Source organism: Sinorhizobium sp. 8-89, from assembly GCF_030124325.1.
In the GTDB taxonomy this organism is placed as follows: domain Bacteria; phylum Pseudomonadota; class Alphaproteobacteria; order Rhizobiales; family Rhizobiaceae; genus Sinorhizobium.
This window is the reverse complement of sequence record NZ_JASKLR010000033.1, coordinates 20,837-39,390: the sequence shown is the minus strand read 5'-3', so window position 1 is coordinate 39,390 and position 18,554 is coordinate 20,837. Positions and strand designations below refer to the sequence as shown.

Below are 18,554 nucleotides of genomic sequence, written 5' to 3'. Positions count from 1 at the left end.
CATGAGCGATTACATCTTGTACCTGAATGCATCTGACATCGATCGCCTTGACATGACGCAGTCAGACCTGCGGTCGCTGCTTCGGAGAGCATTCAAAGTGTATGGATCGAGCGATCTCCGCATTCCACCGAAGCAGACTGTGCGAGTGACGTCGGAGCAATACTTTCAAACCATGGCCGCTGTCTGTGCCGAACCGCCATTTGCCGCGGTAAAGTGGGTGAGCGTTGTCGGAGCGAACGCCCAAAAGGGCCTGCCAAATGTCAACGGGCTTATCGTTGTCGGCGACTTTCATACGGGGCAACCCTTGGCCATTGTGGACGGCAATCGTCTCACTATCCTACGGACGGCCGGGATGTCGGCACTCGCTTCGGAGTACGCTGCAAATCCAGCGAGCACCTCGCTCGGTTTCGTTGGATGCGGAGCGCAAGCGTACGGGCATTTACCAGCGCTACGAGAAGTACTGCCGAACCTCACAAATGTCGTGTGTTTCGATCGCCGGCGAGATTCGGCAACCGGATTCGCCAGACATGCCGCAAGTCAGGGTATTTTCGGCCACGCGACCGAAAACGCCGATGAAATTCTTGAATGCGATGTAATCGTTTCAACAGTGCCCAGTGTCGCAGGCATGCAACCGTTCTTGGATGCAAGGAAACTGAGACCGGGCAGTTTCGTGATTTCCATCGACATGGGGCGGTCGTGGCTGCCTGAGAGCCTTTCCGCCTTTGGCTCCTACATCGTCGACGACAGGGCGCAAGCCCAAGATCCTGACACTCGTTCTAAACTTGCTTATCCGGGGCCTTTTGGAGCCGATCTCTCCGAACTTGCCTGTGGTACTGCCGTGGGTCGTACCGATGCGGCAGAGCGAGTGTTGTTTATCTATCCTGGATTTGCACTGGCTGATCTGGCTGTTGCTGGGGAGTTGTATGTGAGAGCTCTCAAAGCAAATGTCGGCACAAGAATGCCGCGCTGATAGCCCTGCAACCTCTCCGTAGCTGCGCCGGAGAGTTGAGCGGGCAGCGTCGCTTCGTCGTAACCTAAGAGCGGAAGACCAGATTTCGCGTAGTCCCCAAGAAGCTGTAATCGCGAAGTTAGCTCCACAGATCCCCAGCCTCCTCCCGAGGCACCTTGGCTGTCGTCGATGAACTTCGGCGGCAGCCACTTTCTAAATCTTCACCGGCCGGGGCTACCTCTATGCCTCTAGCTGCCAACTTAGAGGCAAATCGTGCAATCAGATTCCATAGGTTTTCTGGAAAGTGTCGACGAGAACTTCCGCCATGCGATGTCGTTCCTCGATCTGCCGGACGGACTGGCCGAGCGCATCGTCCAGTGCAACTCGACCTACACGGTTCGCTTTGGCGTGCGGCTGCGCGGCCGCATGTATAGCTTCATCGGCTGGCGATCGGTCCATAGCGAGCATTGCGAACCGGTGAAGGGCGGTATTCGCTACGCTCCCAATGCCGATGCCGAAGAGGTCGAGGCGCTTGCAGCCCTGATGACGCTCAAATGTTCGCTTGTTGACGTGCCCTTCGGTGGCTCCAAGGGCGCGCTGAAAATCGATCCGCGCGAATGGACGCCGCAAGAGCTCGAGCGCATCACCCGCCGCTTCACCCAGGAACTCAACAAGCGCGGCCTGATCGGCCCCGGCGTCAACGTTCCTGCTCCCGATATCGGCACCGGCGAACGGGAAATGGCCTGGATGATGGACGAATTCCGCCGCGCCAATCCGACCGATGTCGTCAATGCGCGCGCCTGCGTCACCGGCAAACCGCTGTCGAAGGGTGGCATTGCCGGTCGCACCGAGGCAACCGGTCGTGGCGCCCAGTTCGCCATCCAGAGCTTCCTGCGCGATCTGAGGACGGTCGGTCTGAACGGCAAGCGCGATCTGAAGGGCGCCGCGGTGATTGTTCAAGGCTTCGGCAATGTCGGCTACCATGCCGCCAAGTTCCTGTCGGAAGAGGATGGTGCACGTATCACCGTCGTAGCCGAACGCGACGGCTATGTCACTAATCCTGACGGTCTGGCGATCGAGGCACTGAAGCGGCATCAGACCAAGACCGGCAGCATCCTCGGCTTCGATGGCGGCACCTCGTTCGCCGGTGACATGACCGGCATCCAACAGCCCTGCGACGTGCTGATCCCGGCGGCGATGGAAAATGCCATCCATGCGGAAAACGCCGAGCGCATCAAGGCGCATCTCGTCGTCGAAGCTGCCAACGGGCCGATCACTTTCGATGCCGACAAGATCCTACGCGCCCGCGGCGTGACGATCCTTCCCGATCTCTATGTCAACGCCGGCGGTGTGGTCGTCAGCTATTTCGAGTGGGTGAAGAACCTGACGCACATCCCGTTCGGCCTGATGGAGCGGCGTCGGCGTGAGCGGCGCAACCATGCCATCGCCACCGTCCTCGAGCGGATGACGGGCAAGGAATTCCCCGCCGACATGCGCGACGAATTCCTTGAAGGTGGCGCCGAGATCGACCTGGTGCGATCAGGTCTGGAAGACGTCATGCGCAGCACCTGGGCGCGCATTGCCGATCTGATCGAACAGCAACCGAAGCTCGGCGATTACCGTACCGCCGCCTATGTCGCATCCATCCGACAGGTTGCGGAGGCCTACGAGGCAATCGGAATATGACCAAGCGTCACTTTGCACTGCAGCGGGGACGCTAGTTTCCGGTGCGGCAGCTTACAGAACGATGATTGCAGAGGCCGGGGATCGGGCACGGTGAGGAAAGCTCTGAGGCGAGCGTGCCGAGAGTTGGGCCGGCTAGCGCACCGTGTCTTTTGCGCTTCCTCACATTACTGGGGACGGGGAGATGACCGCTCTCCAAACCTGAACAACTTACGTCGACAGAACATTTCGATTCGAAGGGCATCACGATGACCACCACGATAATCCGGACCATCGAAGAATTACGCAAAACCGTAAGCCGCTGGCGAAGTATGGGAGGACCCGTAGCGGTCGTGCCAACGATGGGGGCTTTGCACGAGGCCATTTGAGCCTCGTTCGGGCCGCACTTGCGGGCACGGATTGGGTAATTGTGACACTCTTCGTGAACCCGCGCCAATTCAACAGCGCCGACGACCTTACGACCTATCCACGGACAGAAAATGAGGATCTCGCCAAGAGCGAGACAACCGGCGCTCACGTTCTGTACGCCCCCAACTTGGAGGACATGTACCCGCCAGGCTTTGCCACGACAGTACAGGTGGGAGGCGTGTCGCAGGGCCTTTGCGGTTCGCATCGCGAGGGGCATTTCGATGCGGTGGCGACAATCGTCACAAAGCTCTTCCTCCAGACCGGAGCGGACATTGTGTATCTCGGGGAAAAAGACTTCCAACAACTACACGTCGTGCGCCGGCTTGCGCACGATCTCGACATTCCCATTGAGGTCGTTGCCTGCCCCACCATCCGCGACGCGGACGGGATGGCCATGTCGTCACGCAACACGCGCCTGTCGGCCGAAGAGCGCAAAATCGCGTCCCATCTTCCCACAATTCTCTTCGAAACAGCAAAGAAACTCTCGGGCGGACTTGAACCTCGTGAGGCAATCGCGGAAGCACAGCAGCGGCTTCGAACAGCCGGTTTTGCTGGCGTGGACTACCTTGAATTACGTTCTGAAGCGGAGCTTTCCTCTCTCGATCGGCTCGACCGTCCAGCCCGCCTGCTAGCCGCGGCCACGGTAGGGGGACGCGCCTTATCGACAACGTAGCTGTTAAACCGCTACCGAAGCTTGCCACAAGCGGTTAGAGGATGCGATCTGGGGCACCTCAGGAGAGCGATGCCATCGTTAACCGGCAGAGATCGGTAATGCTGTAAACAGGCAAATCCGCCTTCTGCCGCAGCGCTGGCGCTACGCATGGAAAGGCAGCACATGTTAGTAGGATCGCCGCTACTTCTGGATGTTCAGCTCGCAGGCGCGCGGCGCCCCCTACAACATCCGCCTCGAGACTGGCCAAACGGTGGGAACCAGTTTCTTTCAGCGGAAACCGCGTTTTCACGCTTTGCTCGTAAGCGCCTTCGCAGCCTCCGAATACCACTCGGCTGCGATCTGCTGGATCATTGATTCCTAGCGCCTCATTGTCGTACGGCGACGGCAATGAGACACTTAGCACGCCCACTTTTGCCATCTGCGGCAGCTGGCGAAGCAGGAGAGGCAAAAGAGGCAAGCTTGAAAGTACTACAGGCACAGGGACGGAAGCCGCAACTCGAGCTTGGTGCCACGTCAGCAGACCGCAGTCTGAAGTCAGCGCTATGGCACCCCGAGCGACCAGTCTTAGGGCAGCTGTGATCAGCGCGGGTTCAATCGATGGATCGCGCGCCCATAGTCTGTCCATATAAGCTCCCGCAACTGTTTCTGTGATGATCGGAAAGTCAAAAGTTTCAGGATTTCCGACGTAACCGCGCGGCAACATTTCACCGCCTTCAGTTGTGAGGACGCCTAGTGACCGAGACATATTCGAGATCATAGTCGCGGTCTCCGTGGAGCTGCGATCGAGAGAATCTTGATGGGGGCCATATCTGATCCTGTCTAGTGGCCGTGCGTGCTACCAGGGAAATTGTCGACGCAGTCTGCCGTCATGGTGGGTGTGGACCGGTGCCATGCGGCCAATTTTGATTTTTGGGTGGCCAGCATTGCCGTCGCCCGGAAATCTGAGTGTTTATTAAAAAAGCGCGTTTCGATAGCTTTGGGAAGACGCTTAACCGCTCTGGTTACTATACTCACCAAGCTGCACAACGCCTCAGAAGTCAGTAAGTAGGCGGAGTGATCGCGCTCAAAATCTCGCTTTGCCCGTCGTGGACATTTCGGAAGCGATGCGGCAGGCGACTGTCAAAATAATAGCCATCTCCCGGCTTCAAAACCTTTTTTTGGTTTCCGACTGTGATCTCCACCGAGCCCGAGAGCACCATGCCCGCTTCCTGCGCCGAATGCGTGAATTCCTCCCCGGTGTCTGCGCCAGGCGCGTAGCGCTCGTGCAGCATCAACATTTCCCGATTGGGATGGTCAAGGCCGATAACTCGATATGAAATGGTATCCACCTTACCGATTTCGACCAGGTCGGCTGACGAGTAGAAAGGCGAGTAAGGCGAGCTGGACTGAAGGTCAGAGAAGAAGCCGGGCAGGGTTGTTCCCAACGCGTCGAGGACTGCACCGAGCGTGTCAATCGACGGGCTCATTCGATCGCGCTCAATTAGCGATATAGTAGAATGGGATATCCCTGAGCGGGCGGCCAACTCTCGCACACCAAGGTCTCGACGACGGCGAAGTTCACGAAGCTTGCTGCCAACTTTTGGCATTAGTCAGTTCCCCTGTTACCTGTGACACGCTGACAATGGCATCGCTTGCACTAGCGGGATACCGGGATTGGTCGCATACCACTCGCATTGGTGAATATAATGAACAGCTGGTTTGTGAGCAATTGTCGTACAGCCAACCTTGGAAGATGATGACGCCCATCATTCCACACAGGAGGTCTTGATGAAGTCGCGTCTCGAAGCGCTGAAAGGCAAATTCACCCAGATCAAGGAACCGACCCGAGACGCCGTCTCTGATACGGCCCCGGTCGAAAAGACCGTGAAGGACATTATCGCGAATGTACGCAAACGCGGCGACGCTGCCGTTCGTGAATATTCCATTGCCTTCGATAAGGCTGACGTCGCCAACTTCGAAGTTACCGAAGAAGAGAAGCTCATGGCTGTGGCCGATCTCGATCCGCAGACCCGCGAAGACACCGAGTTCGCCATCGCAAACGTACGCCGTTTCGCCGAAGCCCAGCTTGGCACCATTCTCCCGCTCGAAATCGAGAGCCTGCCCGGCTTGCACCTCGGCCACCGCGTCATCCCGATTGAAATCGTAGGCTGCTATGTTCCGGGAGGCCGTTATCCCCTCCTCTCGGCCCCGGTCATGACGATTGTTCCGGCCAAGGTCGCTGGTTGTGACCAGGTTATCGCCTGTCTGCCGCCGAATGCCCACCCGGCGATGATTGCTGGCTGCCAACTCGCTGGTGCAGACCGCATTTTCCGGGTCGGTGGAGCCCAGGCGATCGCCGCAATGGCTTACGGAACCGAGACCATTCCAGCGGTCGATAAAATCGTCGGTCCGGGCAACGCGTTCGTCAACGAAGCTAAGCGTCAGGTCTTCGGTCAGGTCGGCATCGATCAACTCGCAGGCCCGAGCGAAATCTTCATCGTCGCCGACGAAACCGCCAACCCGGCCACCCTTGCAACCGACATGTTGGCCCAGGCCGAGCATGACGTCCGCACCCGCGTTGGTCTGGTGACGACCGACCGCAAGCTCGCCGAAGAGACCATCAAGGAAGTCGAGAAGCAGCTCGAAACCCTGTCCACAGCTCCCGTGGCCGGCGTAGCCTGGAAGGACTACGGCGAAGTCACCGTTGTCGCCGACGAAGAAGCGATGATCGCCTACTCCGACTACATCGCTACCGAGCACCTTCAGGTCCACACCCGTGACCCGCAGGCAACGGCAAAGAAGCTGCGCAACTACGGCTCCATCTTCATCGGCGAACTGGCCAGCGTCGTTTACTCTGACAAGTGCTGCGGCACGAACCACACCCTGCCGACGATGGCTGCAGGCCGTTACACGGGCGGTCTTTGGGTCGGTTCCTACCTCAAGATTGCCACCCACCAGTGGCTCGATGAGCGCGGTGTTGCTGCAGTAGCTCCCGCAGCCGTTCGTCAGAGCGCGACTGAACAGCTGGAAGGCCACCGCCGCGCCGCTGCGCTGCGTCTTAGCCCGAAACAACTGGTAGCAGAATGATTTGATCCTCCCAAGCTACTGTGCCGAAATGGAAGAACCGCGGAGCACTCAGCGGTTTTTCTCTTTAGAAAGTACGCGGTGGAAATGTCAACTTCTGCTTTAACGCAGATGATGTCCTTTGTCTCTCCCGCGTTGGCATGCCTTAATACAGCGGACTTCCTACGGTGGAACACGGCTTTTCGCCTGAGTTTTCGAGCGCTAACTCCGGATTACAAAAGCGGTGAAGTTTTTCCACGGAGGAGAGCTCGAATAATGGCGAACACGTCGTTTCACCCGATTGCATACTGTATATCTATCCATCAACGCGAGCAGAATCGCCTCCTCCGCTTGTTGCAGAACTGGCGATGGAGACGCTCATTATAGACCTTCTCAATACCCTCCGAGTACTGGAAAGCTGGAAGGTGTCCGGAACGGGATGGTCTTCGAAGTGTCCTTGCCGCATGGGCGGACACCTCCGACCTTTCTCGTGCTGACACCAATGCTGCATTCACTGATTGTCCCATGAGGCAGCAAGACATCGCCTGAAGCTGGGCCAGGGCCAACTCTCAATGGCATCATCGGGGCGATGCGGGTCAGGTCTCAGGGGCAATCAGCAGGCATGCAAAACATTTCTCTTGACGTTCGCATGGCGAATTATACAATACGTCATATTGCTATGCGATATTCGTTTCGCGCTTAGGCAGGGAGGTATTGCAACGCATGTCAGAGGACAGGCTCGGTCTTCGTGACGCCGGCAATCTCAGAAATGCGAGCTCTGAAAAGGGGAATAGAAGGATGACTACATCAGCTAAAACGATCGCACTTTGTGCTGCGATTTTAGTGTCGGGACTGCCAGTTGCTGCTCAGGCCGGAGAGATCCCCGAAAACCTCAAGGGAACCGGCGAGGTTGTGGTAGCGACGGCAGGCGGAGCGTTTGAGGAAGCGGAACGGAAAGCCTGGTTCGAGCCATTCACACGTGACACCGGCATCAGGGTCGTAACCATTCCATCGAGTCCGAAACTGCTCGCTTCGGCTAAGCTCGGCCAGCCTGAAGCTGACATCAGCAATATCAACGGCGGCGAAGTGCCGAGCTGGATCGCCAATAACGCTCTTGAAAAAATCGACTACAGCTATTTCTCGAAGGACACCTTGGCCGGCTTGCCGGATTTCATGAAGGAAGAATACGGCCTTGGGTCGTTCTTCTACTCGGTCGTCGTTGCCTATTCGACGAAAAGCTCGGGAGACCATCCCAAGAATTGGGTCGACTTCTACGATGTCAAGAAGTTCCCCGGCAAACGGACCCTGCCAAATTGTGACCTCATGCTTTACGGCGGCCTGCTTGAAGGTGCGCTGGTCGGTGACGGCGTCGCACCCGAAAAGCTGTATCCGCTGGACATGGATCGCGCCTTCGCCAAACTTGCAGCGATTAAGCCTAATGTAGGGCGCTGGTGGGCAACAGGCGCCGACGCTCCACAAAGCTTGATCGGGGGCGAAGTCGACATGGCGGCAGCGTGGAACGGCCGCATCATCACCGCAAAAAAGCAAGGCGCACCGTTGGAGCTCTCTTGGGATCAGTCATTGCTGCAGTATGATGACTGGATCGTCCTGAAAAACGCGCCCAATAAAGACAACGCGTCCAAGCTACTGGCGTATATCTCGCGTGCGGAAGCACAGGCGGCATTCGCCGAAGCGATCCCTTATGGCCCAGTCAACAAGGATGCGTTCAAGCTTCTTCCGAAGGAACTGGTTGACGTCCTGCCCGGTGGACCTGACATTGTGAAAAAGCAGATCGTTCAGGACTACAAATGGTGGGTAGCGCGAGGCGCGGATGGCCGCACCAACTATGATGTTGCGATGGAACGTTGCATTGCGTTGCTGACGCAATAACTCTTATGTGCTGCTGCGGGTCCCTTGCCCGCAGCAGCAGCCAAACAGAACGGGACGTATTCTGCTGAGAGTTTCAAAGGCGTGATCTGTTGAGACCTATTTGCCGCACTCTCGATTGATGCCCTGACTGATCCCACTCTCCAAAAGAAGTGCAGCTCCTGTTTAACCCTGCACCCTTTGCGTCCTCAAGTGACAAGAGCAAGAATCTCTTTTTGGGATTTTTCCTAAACCGAGAGAATGGAGAAATCTATGAGAATTGCCCTCGGTGGTATCCTGCACGAGACGAACACGTTTCGGAATGAGGATGCACAGCTTTCTGATTTTGACATCGTTCGCGGCGAGTCGCTTATTGCGGCTCATCAGGGAGTTCGTTCCTACATCGGCGGGATGCTAAATGCAGCCGCGACGATGGGCGCAACCGTGCTCCCTGCGATGTTCGCGTCCGCCGAAGCTGGTGGTACCATCTCGGAACGAGCGTATTCCGGCATGGTCGATAATCTGCTCGATGAAATCCGAACGGCTCTGCCGATTGATGCCGTTGGTTTGGCGCTCCATGGTGCAGGCATTGCCCGCGGCGTCGGTAACATTGAAGTGGACATCTGCCGAAAAGTCCGCCAACTGGTCGGTCCCACAACTAAGATTGTAGTCACGCTTGATCTTCACGGAAATCTGGATCGGCAGATCTCCGAATATGTCGATGCGATTTTCGGAACCAACTACCATCCCCATACGGACATGTTTGAGCGAGGCCAGGATGCCATAAACATCCTTCCTGGATTGTTCGATGGCACGGTCGTGCCGAGGATCCATATCGAAAAGCTGCCATTCCTGATGGTTACCTCGACTACGATGCATGGCCCGGCGGCCGAGGTAGAGAAATTGTGCCGGCAAATCGAGGACGATCCCGACATTATTGCCTGCACATTTTTCCACGGCTTTGTCTGGACAGACACCCCCGACACCGGTCCATCGGTACTCGCAGTTTCCAACAGAAATATTGAGAAAGCCGCGGAGGCCGCTCGGCGGGTCGCGCGCTTTGTTTGGGATAATCGAGACAAATTCCGTCCCAATGCACTCGCCCCGAAAGAGGCAATCGCGTCCGCTCTCGATGCTGGTGACTGGCCGGTGGCGGTTCTTGACGGAGGTGACGATCCCGGCGGCGGTTGTCCGGGGGATGGAACATATCTGTTACGCGCAATGCTCGAAGCTAACCTTGTCGACGCCTGCTTCGCGGCGATGTTTGACCCATCTGTCGTGGCACAAGCACACGAAGCGGGTGTGGGTGCAACGATCGAGATCGAACTCGGAGGCAAGATAGATCCGAGACACGGCGCGCCCGTTGCCAGTTCGGCTTACATCAAAGCGCTCACTGACGGAAATTTTCTTTGTCAGTCACCAATGGGCAGGGGCAGCCAAGTGTCAGTGGGCCGGACAGTTCGATTGCAGATCGGCGCCATTGATATTGTCGTCGTTTCCGAAAGGCACCAGCCTATCGACCCGGAGATATTCCTCTTGCACGGTATCGATGTGTCCCGCTACCGAATTGTTGCCCTCAAATGCACAAACCATTGGCGGGCGGGCTTCGCCGGTATTGTCAAACGTGACTTCTTGGCCGACAGCCCCGGCATTATGAGCAGGGACCTAAAAACCCATCTTTACAGACAAATACTCAGACCCGTTTGGCCCTTAGATCCACAAGCAACTTATTAGCCCGATGAAAGCCGGCAAGGTGCTTGGCAATCTTACTTGGCAGTCCAAAAGTTTCAACGATCTCCGCGGCCGGCTCAATGCCTGCTTTCGGCTTCTTGACATTGAGGTCGGCCCCGCCTGCCAAGGCGGGGCCGGTGGCGCTTCAGTCCCTGTTGGGGCGGGACCAGATCAGCTGGTAGCCGTCCTCGCCCTCGACTTCCGTCAGCGTCGCGTAGACCCGAGCTTCGCCGCCCCGATCTCCGCTAGCCTGGTCGAGACCGAAGGCGATGAACTGGCCCTCATCTGGTCGCGTCGCCGCGCCGCGAACTGAGAACTGCGACAGGGCACCGCTGGCGGGGCCCTGTCGAACTCGGCTTGGAGTCGCCCGGGATAATACCACCTGACTAGGGGCAACCCGGCTTGGCGCGCGCGCTCGCCCAAGGCGGACCTGTCACACCAATAATATGAAGTCGTGTAAATAGATTCGTTCATGGATTGCAGCGCAACCAACCTAGGGAGAGGGCGATGGGTTTTCTGCAGATTGCGAGCTGGAACATTGAACATCTGAGCGGGGCGCCGCGCGCCGATCGCCGCCAGAGTGCCTTTGCGCTCGCCGACCACATTGAAATGTCCGGCATCGACGTGATCGCCCTTCAAGAAGTGTATCTCACGGCGGCAGACGAGGAAGTAAGGCTGGGGCCAGGGCAACCGCCAATACCGAGCCGAGCAAGAACGGAACGCCGGAACGCCGATCTCGATGTTGTCTGCTATCTGCTGGAAGAACATCTCGATGACCCTTGGGCCTACGAAATTGTACCCAACCGGCAAGCAGGCGACAGAACGCAGCTGTGCGCTGTCATGTGGAATACCACGCGCCTAAGCCTCGATAAGGTCACGGCTTTGGAGGTTAACCACGAGGACGGCGGGGATGTGCTTTGGGATCGCAAACCGCATCTCTTCAGCTTCAGCTCGGAAATTCTGGTCTGGCGGCGTTCCGAGGCTGGTGAGTGGGAGCAACTTCCAGAGAAGCGGGGGCTCAGTCTAGTTCCGCTGCACATGAAGTCGAATTATGGTGGCGTCACCCAGAACCGCAGGGTACGCGGCAAGGAAGCGGCCAGCCTGTGCGCGGCGATAGAGCGCGTTCGGGCCGAGGTCGATCAGACGCTGGTGTTGATCGGCGACACAAACATTCTGAACAACGCCGAACCCGCCATCGAAGCCTTCATCGATGGGGGCTTTCTGGATCTCAACAACAACGACAGCGCGACCTATTGGAGCCTGCAATACAAGGAAGCTCCGTTCGATAGAGCGTTCGTGGCCTCGAATCGTCCCGAGTTCCGATATACCCGGCAGTACGTGTTGCGCTCGTCTGATCTGACGGCTCATGATCGATTCCTGTCCGATCACTACATGATCAAGATCAGTGTCAAGGACTATGTCGACAACGCGGACCCGAGGTGATTGAAGGCTGCTCTGCCACTCGTCTGTTTCAAGAAGGTCGGCGCCGCTCAACGGACCAGCTCAGCTTAGATACCTTGAAATCCAAGCTCTAACCAACTCGGAATAGGGTTCCTTTGGGTCCGCCATGCGCTTTAGCTGCGCCAGCGTGTCTCGCTTGAAACCTTCGATCCGGCTCTTGATTTTTGCATAGAAAGCGATGTCATTGCGGAGCTGCTGTGCCAGAGCTCCCGCCGCCCCCCCAAGTAGGGCGGTCTTGCGAGCAGTTTCGTCGTTGATCTCATCGATGATCTCGGCGAGGCCGATACTGAGTTCCAAGATGAACTCCAGGTCGCGCAACACTTTCGTCCGTGCTTGGACTAGGCTCAGACGGTTAAGACCGTACACCTGGATGGACACCAAACCCATGGGGCTGACACCGGCTTGAGCAGCCAGGGCGACCAAGTTACCGGGCTGGCCGTTCGGCGGCTGACCAAGCGCCGGAGCCGCCGGCGCGACCAACTTCGGAAGCACGAGCCCGATGAGATTGTCGCGATCGACGTAGAATGTGATGTGCTTGCGCGGATCGTCACGCGTCGGATCCAGCAACAGCCGTTGTTCACCCAGCAAAGAATCTCCGGGGCCGTGGGCCCGGCCCGCTTCCGCCGCCAGTGGAAACGCCGAGGATTTGCCCAAAGACATTTTTCTGGTTCGATCGAATTCGCCGCTCGACAGCAACTTGACGATGCTGCCAATGAGGGCGCTCGGCGCCTTCTGCTCGCGGCGGCGATTGCAATCGATGCAGCTTGGCAACAAGTTGTTCCAGTCCATGGCCAGCCAGTAGTAGCCGCGATGACCGGGCACGCCTTCAACCTCGCCCTTCGGTCGGTAATGCTCAACATCGACAGGCTGCGTGCTTCCGTAAAAGCTCTCACAATACGCGCATTTTCCGTGAAAGAGCCGCTCGAGCTCCAACTTGACAGCACTCTCCTTGTAACGCGCGAAATCGAACGCTTTTGCCGCATCGGGTCCGTTCATGTGCTCGATCACGCGATCGAGTTCGGTCTTTCCGGCTTTGTCGGGTTTGTGCAGGATGGAGGGCTCTGTGCTTTGCGAACGTTCGACGCGCCTCATTCGAGCGGATCCCCGGAACCGAGCAGATCCCCGAATCCGAGCAGATCTGCGAGATGGGACTTGACGGCATCCTTGGCGCGTTTGCGCTTTTCCTCGTTGAGGCTCTTGTCCTGTACCCTGCGGCTCGCAACATATTCCGCGACCGCCTCCTGCACGAGCCTACTTACTTCGGTCCTTCCATAAGGCAAACCATTGCCGATCTCGTCGCGAAACGCGAGAAGGATGGTTTGCTCCCGCTCCGACAGGCGCCAGCGCTCTTCCCTCATCCGGAGGAATTCTTCTTCCTTTTTGAGGATGGCTGGTACCTCGGCGAAGGTCGCTTCGATGCGTCGGTCATCGGTGGAGAACAACTGGAAAATGTCTGATGTTAGGAGTTGGTCAATCGTCAGGTTTTCGATGTTCGCGAAGTCGCTGATTTGCTCAACGACTTCATTCATGCTGCTGTCGGCCGTCTGGTCGCGGTTCCTGTAACGGTTCAGCATCATGACCTCTCCGGCAAACATTCCCCTAAGACAGAGCGGGTCATGACTGGTGAGGATGAATGTCGAGCGTGGTAACGCGCGGCGCAGTCCCGAGACGATCTGCATTTTCCAACGGGGATGCAGGTGGGCTTCGATCTCATCGATCAGAATGATGGCGCGGGCGTGACGCGCCGCCCGGGGATCATAATTCGATAGTTGGAACAGCCTGGAGAAGATGTCGCAGACCACGGCAAGAACGGCTCGATAACCGGACGAGACCACGCTCAGCCGCTGCCTCAGAAGTCCATCCGGATTATTGCGTTCGATGTTGATCGCGCAATATTCTTTTCCGTCCTGGTCACGTCCCACGTCGATGTTTCGGAAATGACCGTCGATCTGGATGATGTGGCGAAGTGCACTGACGACCTCGTTGAGCGACGCCGGAGACCTTTTAGATAGTTCGATCAGCCAGGGCTCTGGATTTGAAATCACCTGATCCCGTCTGAACAGCGTGTCGATATGGCGAACCACGTCATCGCGTTGTTCTTTGTCGAATAGTCTGTGCGCGCCGTAGGCGAAGACGAGGGGATGATGTGCGTCGGAGTCATCGCTGAAAATGCCGTTCGACCGGTCGAGCACGAGCTTTAACGTGGGGGCGTCGTTGTGGAATTCGACCTCTATCGATCCGCGATTTATTGGATCATGGCCGGCGCTTCCCATGTACTCGGGGTCGAGGAGAAGGTCGGCAGGGCTTTCATCGAGTTGATTGCGAAGGTGCGTCGGAATGCACGTCAGCGCTATCGCCTCGAGGATGCTACTCTTGCCAGTCGCGTTTTCACCGAGGATCAACAGACATGGAGCATCCGGCACGTCGCTGAATTCGTTGGGCACCGACATCGCAACGGCCACTTCCGGCATTTGCGCCTTCATGCTGAAGTCGATGGACTCCAATGACTTGAAGTTCTGGATCCGGACGTGCTTGATACGTGGCTGGTTGAGGTCGATCTCGGGTTTGGGAAGCTTTTCCTCAATCGCGACAGCATGCGGAAGTCCGCGGTTCTCGTCCTGCCGGCGAACTTCCTCAATGGCGCTGAAGATGATCGGATAAGCATCGCCGTCGCGCCATAGCCGCGCGATGGCCGAACCAATCGTAGGCGGTGCAAGGTTTAGCTTTCGCTTCGTCTGCCTTCGGATTTCGCGACCAATACGCAATGCCAAAAGATATGCTGCGCCGGGATACAAGGCGGACGATTGAAGCGATGGATAGGTATGGTCGCTTGAGGGGCGGGCGAGCAATTCCTTGATCAGCTGCTTCAGGAAATTCCTGCGCTCTTCAACGAGCGCCGATCTATTCAAACTGAAATGGGCAATCGTCGGATCAGCACGTCTGTTCCCGGTGAGGCGCCCATCCAAGCGGATCTGGAAGGCTTGAGTGATCCGTCGTTCACCCGGGTAGTACAGTACGGGGTCTTCGTCCAAGTCGAGCGCAGGTCCTTGGAACGCGTCGAACTCCTGGCTGAACTCCGGTATCTCAGCCCGCTTGCCGATCACAGGAAAATAGTTCTTCCGCGACGGCGTGCAATCGTCGCAGATGGGAAACAGGTTCTCCCAGTGAAAGGCAAGCCACAAATAGCAAGACTTCGTTGTGGCACCTCCGTCCGAAAGTGCATGCGCAGGCGGGCGAAAGCGGTAGGGCGAGAGCCTAGAGCCCATCTGTTCGCAGAAGGCGCAGCGACCTTTGCTGAGTTCCATCAGGCCGGAAGTCACATCGGGCTCGAGGGGATATTTCCAAACGTTGGGAACATCCGTTTGCGCGCTCTCGACGGCGTCTCGCGATAGGTAGCCTTGGATGTCGCGCTTTAACTCCGCCACTTTGCCTTCAAGCAGCGAGCGCGGGTGGAAATCACCTCGCCTTGTATGGTCGAAAAAGAGCACAGTAATTCCCCCTCGCGATTCCGACAGCGCGTAAAAAGAGGACTCTTTTATACTCGTGCTGCCCAGCGATCCCCACTAGCGCCTAGGTTGAAATATGACTAGATAATGGAAATTCGCAAGCTCAAAGGGATTTCCAAGCCGATCAATCCATCAACTTAACCCAGCGGGTGCCGTCATGGATGAGAAAGCGTCGAGTGAGAGACAAATGGCGCCTGAGAACAAACGAGCGCGGCAAGGACATCGCGCTGGGCGTCAGGCCATCGTCCTCGTTCACGGGATGGGTGAGCAGATCCCGATGGACACGATCAAGGGATTTGCGCGGACCGTTTGGCGCGAGTTGCCGTGGTCGCCAACAAGCGAAGACGCCAACGAAATCTGGAGCAAGCCAGATCCCGTGACTGGTTCACTCGAATTGCGCCGGCTGACCACTCGCAAGTCCGCTCAAGGCGGAAATTACCCCAACGGTGTGCGCACGGATTTTTACGAACTGTATTGGGCAGACCTCACTGCCGGTTCGACCTGGGAGCAATTCGTGTCGTGGGTTCGATATCTTCTGTTTCGACCCCTGTCCAAAGTTCCTGAAGCAGTGCGCCCTGCTTGGTTCTTGCTTTGGGTTCTCTCTGCGTTAGCGGTGGGGCTTGCATTGCTGTCAGTGCTTCCGGAATCGATCTGGAGCAAAATTGGGCCTGATTGGCTACGTGGAGTGGTTCTGGCGGTGGTGGCCGCTCTCACCGCGACAGTCCATAATCTCGCGACAAAGTCATTCGGCCGCGTCGTGCGCTATACAAGGGCACAGCCCGACAATATCGCTGCAAGAGCCGCCGTGCGCGAGCGCGGCCTCGCGCTGTTGCGCGCCCTTCACAAGGACGACAAGTACGACCGCGTTATCCTTGTGGCACACAGCCTCGGAACGATCCTGGCCTACGATCTTATTTCCTATTTCTGGGCCGAGCGAGAAGAAGCAAGAACCTTTCCAACGAGTTCCGCCGCGTTTGCCGCACTTCAAAAGCTCGAGCTTGCCGCCGCCGCGTTGGATGCTGTCATTGCCAGAGCGCTGGCTGCGAATTCGACCGCTCGCCTGACCGTCGCACAGTGCAACACAATTCGGACGAGCGAGGAGTTCTCGGGGTTTCGCCAAGCGCAAACCGAACTGCGCCGCACGATGCGGGAACCAGCGAAACCATCTGCCAATTGGCTTATCAGCGACTTCATAACCCTGGGGAGTCCTTTGACACATGCGGAATTCCTTCTGGCTCGTGACTGGCCGGATCTCCTGTCGCGCCAAAGGCAACGTGAGGTACCAACGTCTCCTCCTGTCCGGGAGGAACTGGAGCCGAGAACGCTGGCACTCGCCAAGAAACTAGGGGGCTTTCCGATCGAAACGAACGAGAAGGCTTCGCGCTTGCTCTCGTTTCCGACCTGGAAGAACCCGCCAGAGTGGTCACTTCACCACGGCGCCCCATTCGCAGTCGTGCGTTGGGCGAACGTGTTTGACCGCAGCCGATATGTCTTTCAAGGAGATCTCATAAGCGGGCCGCTCGGCCCTTCATTCGGTCCTGCGATTGAGGACATTGACCTGGCTGACCTCGACGGACAGTCGAAGGGGTTTACGCATACGCTCTACTGGGAAGAGACCGCATCGCCGCAACGGCTGAAAATGCTGCGTAATGTAATGAACATTCTCGACGCTTAAGTCAGGATTGACCTCTAGCAGGCTGTTGAAGAAGTCTCCTGTTTGGCTGTGAGTATGGCCTCGTCGCCGTTGTGGTATGCGAACGTGATCTCGATGGTGCCATCGTCGAGCAATTCGGCATGTCCGTCACCCGAGACTTCGTCCATTTCGTCGCATCCTGCCCATGTGAAGGAAACCATGGACGTGCTGTAGCCGAGATCGAGGCCCGCTTGCATCGCACCGAAGGCGATCTCGCCATGACCGTTAGCCTCGATGGTGATTGTGGCGGGCTCGACCAGGTCGAGATAGTCCCGATCCCACAGATCGGCCTCGACGATTCGCCAGCGGCCAATCAGGCGGCAATTCGACGCCGCACTCATGACGACACCGCTATCAGTTTCGGTAACCGCACCAGATCATAGGCGGCGGCCGCGAAGGTGAAGGCCCATCCGACGCGGTCGCGGCCACGGAACTTGGTCTTGTCCTGCCCCGCGACGGTCTTGATCCAGCCGAACGCCTCCTCGATGCGCTTGCGGATGCGCAAGCTGACCCCATAGCCGGAATGGCGCGTCGTGCGCCCGTCGATGGCCGAGCGGCGACCATTGATGTTCTGCGCCACATGGGGCGTCACCTTCATCGACCGCAAATCTTGGACGAAGTCTTTTGTGTCGTAGGCCTTGTCGGCACCCAGCGTGATCGCTCGTGGCCGGTCGGCGAAGGGTTCGATCATGTGCAGCGCCGCGACCCGTTCGGCATATCCACTGGCCTCTGTCAGATAGGCATCGACCAGCAGGCCATGGCGGTTTTCCATCAGCCCATGCCCCATGAAGCACAGCTTGGCCTCCTTGCCTTTGCCCTTCTTGTAAAGTCTTGCGTCTGGGTCGGTCGTTGAAGCATGCGTCTCGTTGGAACGCCTTTCGCCATGAAAGTCTGCTTACACATTCCGACCGCCGCCATCCGACGGTGGTTCGCCAGGATCGCCCCTTGGGCCGTCCTTCGGCTTGAAGCTCTTGATCGAGGCCCAGGCTTCGATCAGCGTGCCATCGACAGAGAAGTGGTCCGTTGACAGCAGCCGCTTTACCTTGGGCTGCGCCAGGATTGCACCGAGGAACTTCGCGGCGATGTCGCCCTCCAGCAACCGGTCGCGGTTCTTCGAAAACACCGAATGGTCCCAAGCTGGATCGTCAATGCCAATGCCAACGAACCAGCGGAACAGCAGGTCGTATTCCAGCCGCTCCATCAAAAGCCGCTCAGAGCGGATCGAATAGAAGGCTTGCAAAAGCATGGCGCGCAGAAGCTTCTCAGGCGCGATCGACGGCCGCCCGATCGGCGAATAGAGCGCTGCAAACTCCCGTTCCAGCAAAACGAGCGCGTCGTTCACGATCCGCCGGATTGCCCGCAGCGGATGATCACGACGAACCCGATCCTCCAGATCGACATAGCTGAAGAGTTCACCCGTCCTCACATCGCCGCCGCGCATCCATCACTCCAAGACTCGACGAAGCGAATGAATCACGGCGAAAGCCTCCAGGCCAGCTTCTTTTTCAACAGCCTGCTAGGCCCCGAGACCAGGAAAACGCA

Annotated in this window: 12 protein-coding genes and 4 pseudogenes; 9 read left to right on the top strand and 7 right to left on the bottom strand. The window is 57.5% G+C overall.

The window, feature by feature from the left end; translation table 11 throughout:
• The first annotated feature begins 1 nt into the window (after window position 1).
• The 3 genes and pseudogenes from QN219_RS30525 to panC all read left to right on the top strand — a co-directional run bounded on the left by QN219_RS30525 (window position 2) and on the right by panC (window position 3,713).
• Window positions 2-970: an ornithine cyclodeaminase family protein gene (locus QN219_RS30525; protein WP_284004171.1), complete on the top strand. Its 969-nt coding sequence runs from the start codon at window positions 2-4 to the stop codon at window positions 968-970.
• A gap of 309 nt (window positions 971-1,279) precedes the next feature.
• Window positions 1,280-2,635, top strand: coding sequence for a Glu/Leu/Phe/Val dehydrogenase (locus tag QN219_RS30520; RefSeq protein WP_284004187.1), 1,356 nt, complete (start codon window positions 1,280-1,282; stop codon window positions 2,633-2,635).
• A gap of 245 nt (window positions 2,636-2,880) precedes the next feature.
• A pseudogene (gene panC, locus QN219_RS30515) lies at window positions 2,881-3,713 on the top strand (pantoate--beta-alanine ligase).
• 58 nt (window positions 3,714-3,771) lie between these two features.
• Here the strand turns inward: panC and QN219_RS30510 are convergent.
• A complete protein-coding gene (locus tag QN219_RS30510) occupies window positions 3,772-4,470 on the bottom strand; it encodes a hypothetical protein (protein ID WP_284004170.1) in 699 nt (232 codons plus the stop codon).
• Window positions 4,471-4,750: 280 nt separating this feature from the next.
• A complete protein-coding gene (locus tag QN219_RS30505; RefSeq protein WP_284004169.1) occupies window positions 4,751-5,299 on the bottom strand; it encodes a cupin domain-containing protein in 549 nt (182 codons plus the stop codon).
• A gap of 181 nt (window positions 5,300-5,480) precedes the next feature.
• Here QN219_RS30505 and hisD point away from each other — a divergent pair, with 181 nt between their 5' ends.
• The 3 genes from hisD to QN219_RS30490 all read left to right on the top strand — a co-directional run bounded on the left by hisD (window position 5,481) and on the right by QN219_RS30490 (window position 10,355).
• Window positions 5,481-6,779, top strand: a complete 1,299-nt coding sequence (gene hisD, locus QN219_RS30500) for a histidinol dehydrogenase (protein ID WP_284004167.1) — start codon at window positions 5,481-5,483, stop codon at window positions 6,777-6,779.
• Between the two features lie 774 nt (window positions 6,780-7,553).
• On the top strand, window positions 7,554-8,645 hold the full coding sequence (locus QN219_RS30495; RefSeq protein WP_284004166.1) for an ABC transporter substrate-binding protein: 1,092 nt from the start codon (window positions 7,554-7,556) through the stop codon (window positions 8,643-8,645).
• Between the two features lie 249 nt (window positions 8,646-8,894).
• On the top strand, window positions 8,895-10,355 hold the full coding sequence (locus QN219_RS30490; protein ID WP_284004165.1) for a M81 family metallopeptidase: 1,461 nt from the start codon (window positions 8,895-8,897) through the stop codon (window positions 10,353-10,355).
• 142 nt (window positions 10,356-10,497) lie between these two features.
• Here the strand turns inward: QN219_RS30490 and QN219_RS30485 are convergent.
• Window positions 10,498-10,578: pseudogene (locus tag QN219_RS30485) on the bottom strand (DUF736 domain-containing protein); the annotation flags it as partial.
• Here QN219_RS30485 and QN219_RS30480 point away from each other — a divergent pair.
• Together QN219_RS30480 and QN219_RS30475 are read left to right on the top strand one after the other, a co-directional pair.
• Window positions 10,570-10,665 (top strand): annotated as a pseudogene (locus QN219_RS30480) (DUF736 family protein); the annotation flags it as partial. The pseudogenes QN219_RS30485 and QN219_RS30480 overlap by 9 nt on opposite strands.
• A gap of 194 nt (window positions 10,666-10,859) precedes the next feature.
• On the top strand, window positions 10,860-11,795 hold the full coding sequence (locus tag QN219_RS30475; RefSeq protein ID WP_284004163.1) for an endonuclease/exonuclease/phosphatase family protein: 936 nt from the start codon (window positions 10,860-10,862) through the stop codon (window positions 11,793-11,795).
• Between the two features lie 60 nt (window positions 11,796-11,855).
• On the opposite strand, the gene QN219_RS30470 is transcribed toward QN219_RS30475, so the two are convergent.
• Together QN219_RS30470 and QN219_RS34095 are read right to left on the bottom strand one after the other, a co-directional pair.
• Complete coding sequence (locus QN219_RS30470; RefSeq protein ID WP_284004162.1) at window positions 11,856-12,905, bottom strand: hypothetical protein; 1,050 nt, start codon at window positions 12,903-12,905, stop codon at window positions 11,856-11,858.
• Window positions 12,902-15,301 carry an AAA family ATPase gene (locus QN219_RS34095; protein WP_284004160.1) on the bottom strand — a complete coding sequence of 800 codons (2,400 nt, stop codon included), beginning with the start codon at window positions 15,299-15,301 and terminating at the stop codon, window positions 12,902-12,904. Before QN219_RS34095 ends, QN219_RS30470 begins: the two co-directional genes overlap by 4 nt.
• A gap of 205 nt (window positions 15,302-15,506) precedes the next feature.
• On the opposite strand from QN219_RS34095, the gene QN219_RS30460 reads away from it, so the two are divergent.
• Window positions 15,507-16,994, top strand: a complete 1,488-nt coding sequence (locus tag QN219_RS30460) for a hypothetical protein (protein ID WP_284004158.1) — start codon at window positions 15,507-15,509, stop codon at window positions 16,992-16,994.
• Between the two features lie 14 nt (window positions 16,995-17,008).
• Here QN219_RS30460 and QN219_RS30455 read toward each other — a convergent pair whose 3' ends face one another.
• Both QN219_RS30455 and QN219_RS30450 read right to left on the bottom strand, forming a co-directional pair.
• Entirely contained in the window at window positions 17,009-17,353 is a 345-nt protein-coding gene (locus QN219_RS30455; RefSeq protein ID WP_284004157.1) for a hypothetical protein, read from the bottom strand.
• Window positions 17,350-18,453: pseudogene (locus QN219_RS30450) on the bottom strand (IS5 family transposase). The gene QN219_RS30455 and the pseudogene QN219_RS30450 overlap by 4 nt, the downstream one beginning before the upstream one ends.
• Window positions 18,454-18,554 lie beyond the last annotated feature (101 nt).

Bases quoted from the DNA above. Each gene is read 5' to 3' on its own strand.
- QN219_RS30525 (WP_284004171.1), top strand. From the start codon at position 2: ATGAGCGATTACATCTTGTACCTGAATGCATCTGACATCGATCGCCTT.
- QN219_RS30520 (WP_284004187.1), top strand. From the start codon at position 1,280: ATGTCGTTCCTCGATCTGCCGGACGGACTGGCCGAGCGCATCGTCCAG.
- QN219_RS30510 (WP_284004170.1), bottom strand. From the start codon at position 4,470: ATGATCTCGAATATGTCTCGGTCACTAGGCGTCCTCACAACTGAAGGC.
- QN219_RS30505 (WP_284004169.1), bottom strand. From the start codon at position 5,299: ATGCCAAAAGTTGGCAGCAAGCTTCGTGAACTTCGCCGTCGTCGAGAC.
- hisD (WP_284004167.1), top strand. From the start codon at position 5,481: ATGAAGTCGCGTCTCGAAGCGCTGAAAGGCAAATTCACCCAGATCAAG.
- QN219_RS30495 (WP_284004166.1), top strand. From the start codon at position 7,554: ATGACTACATCAGCTAAAACGATCGCACTTTGTGCTGCGATTTTAGTG.
- QN219_RS30490 (WP_284004165.1), top strand. From the start codon at position 8,895: ATGAGAATTGCCCTCGGTGGTATCCTGCACGAGACGAACACGTTTCGG.
- QN219_RS30475 (WP_284004163.1), top strand. From the start codon at position 10,860: ATGGGTTTTCTGCAGATTGCGAGCTGGAACATTGAACATCTGAGCGGG.
- QN219_RS30470 (WP_284004162.1), bottom strand. From the start codon at position 12,905: ATGAGGCGCGTCGAACGTTCGCAAAGCACAGAGCCCTCCATCCTGCAC.
- QN219_RS30460 (WP_284004158.1), top strand. From the start codon at position 15,507: ATGGCGCCTGAGAACAAACGAGCGCGGCAAGGACATCGCGCTGGGCGT.
- QN219_RS30455 (WP_284004157.1), bottom strand. From the start codon at position 17,353: ATGAGTGCGGCGTCGAATTGCCGCCTGATTGGCCGCTGGCGAATCGTC.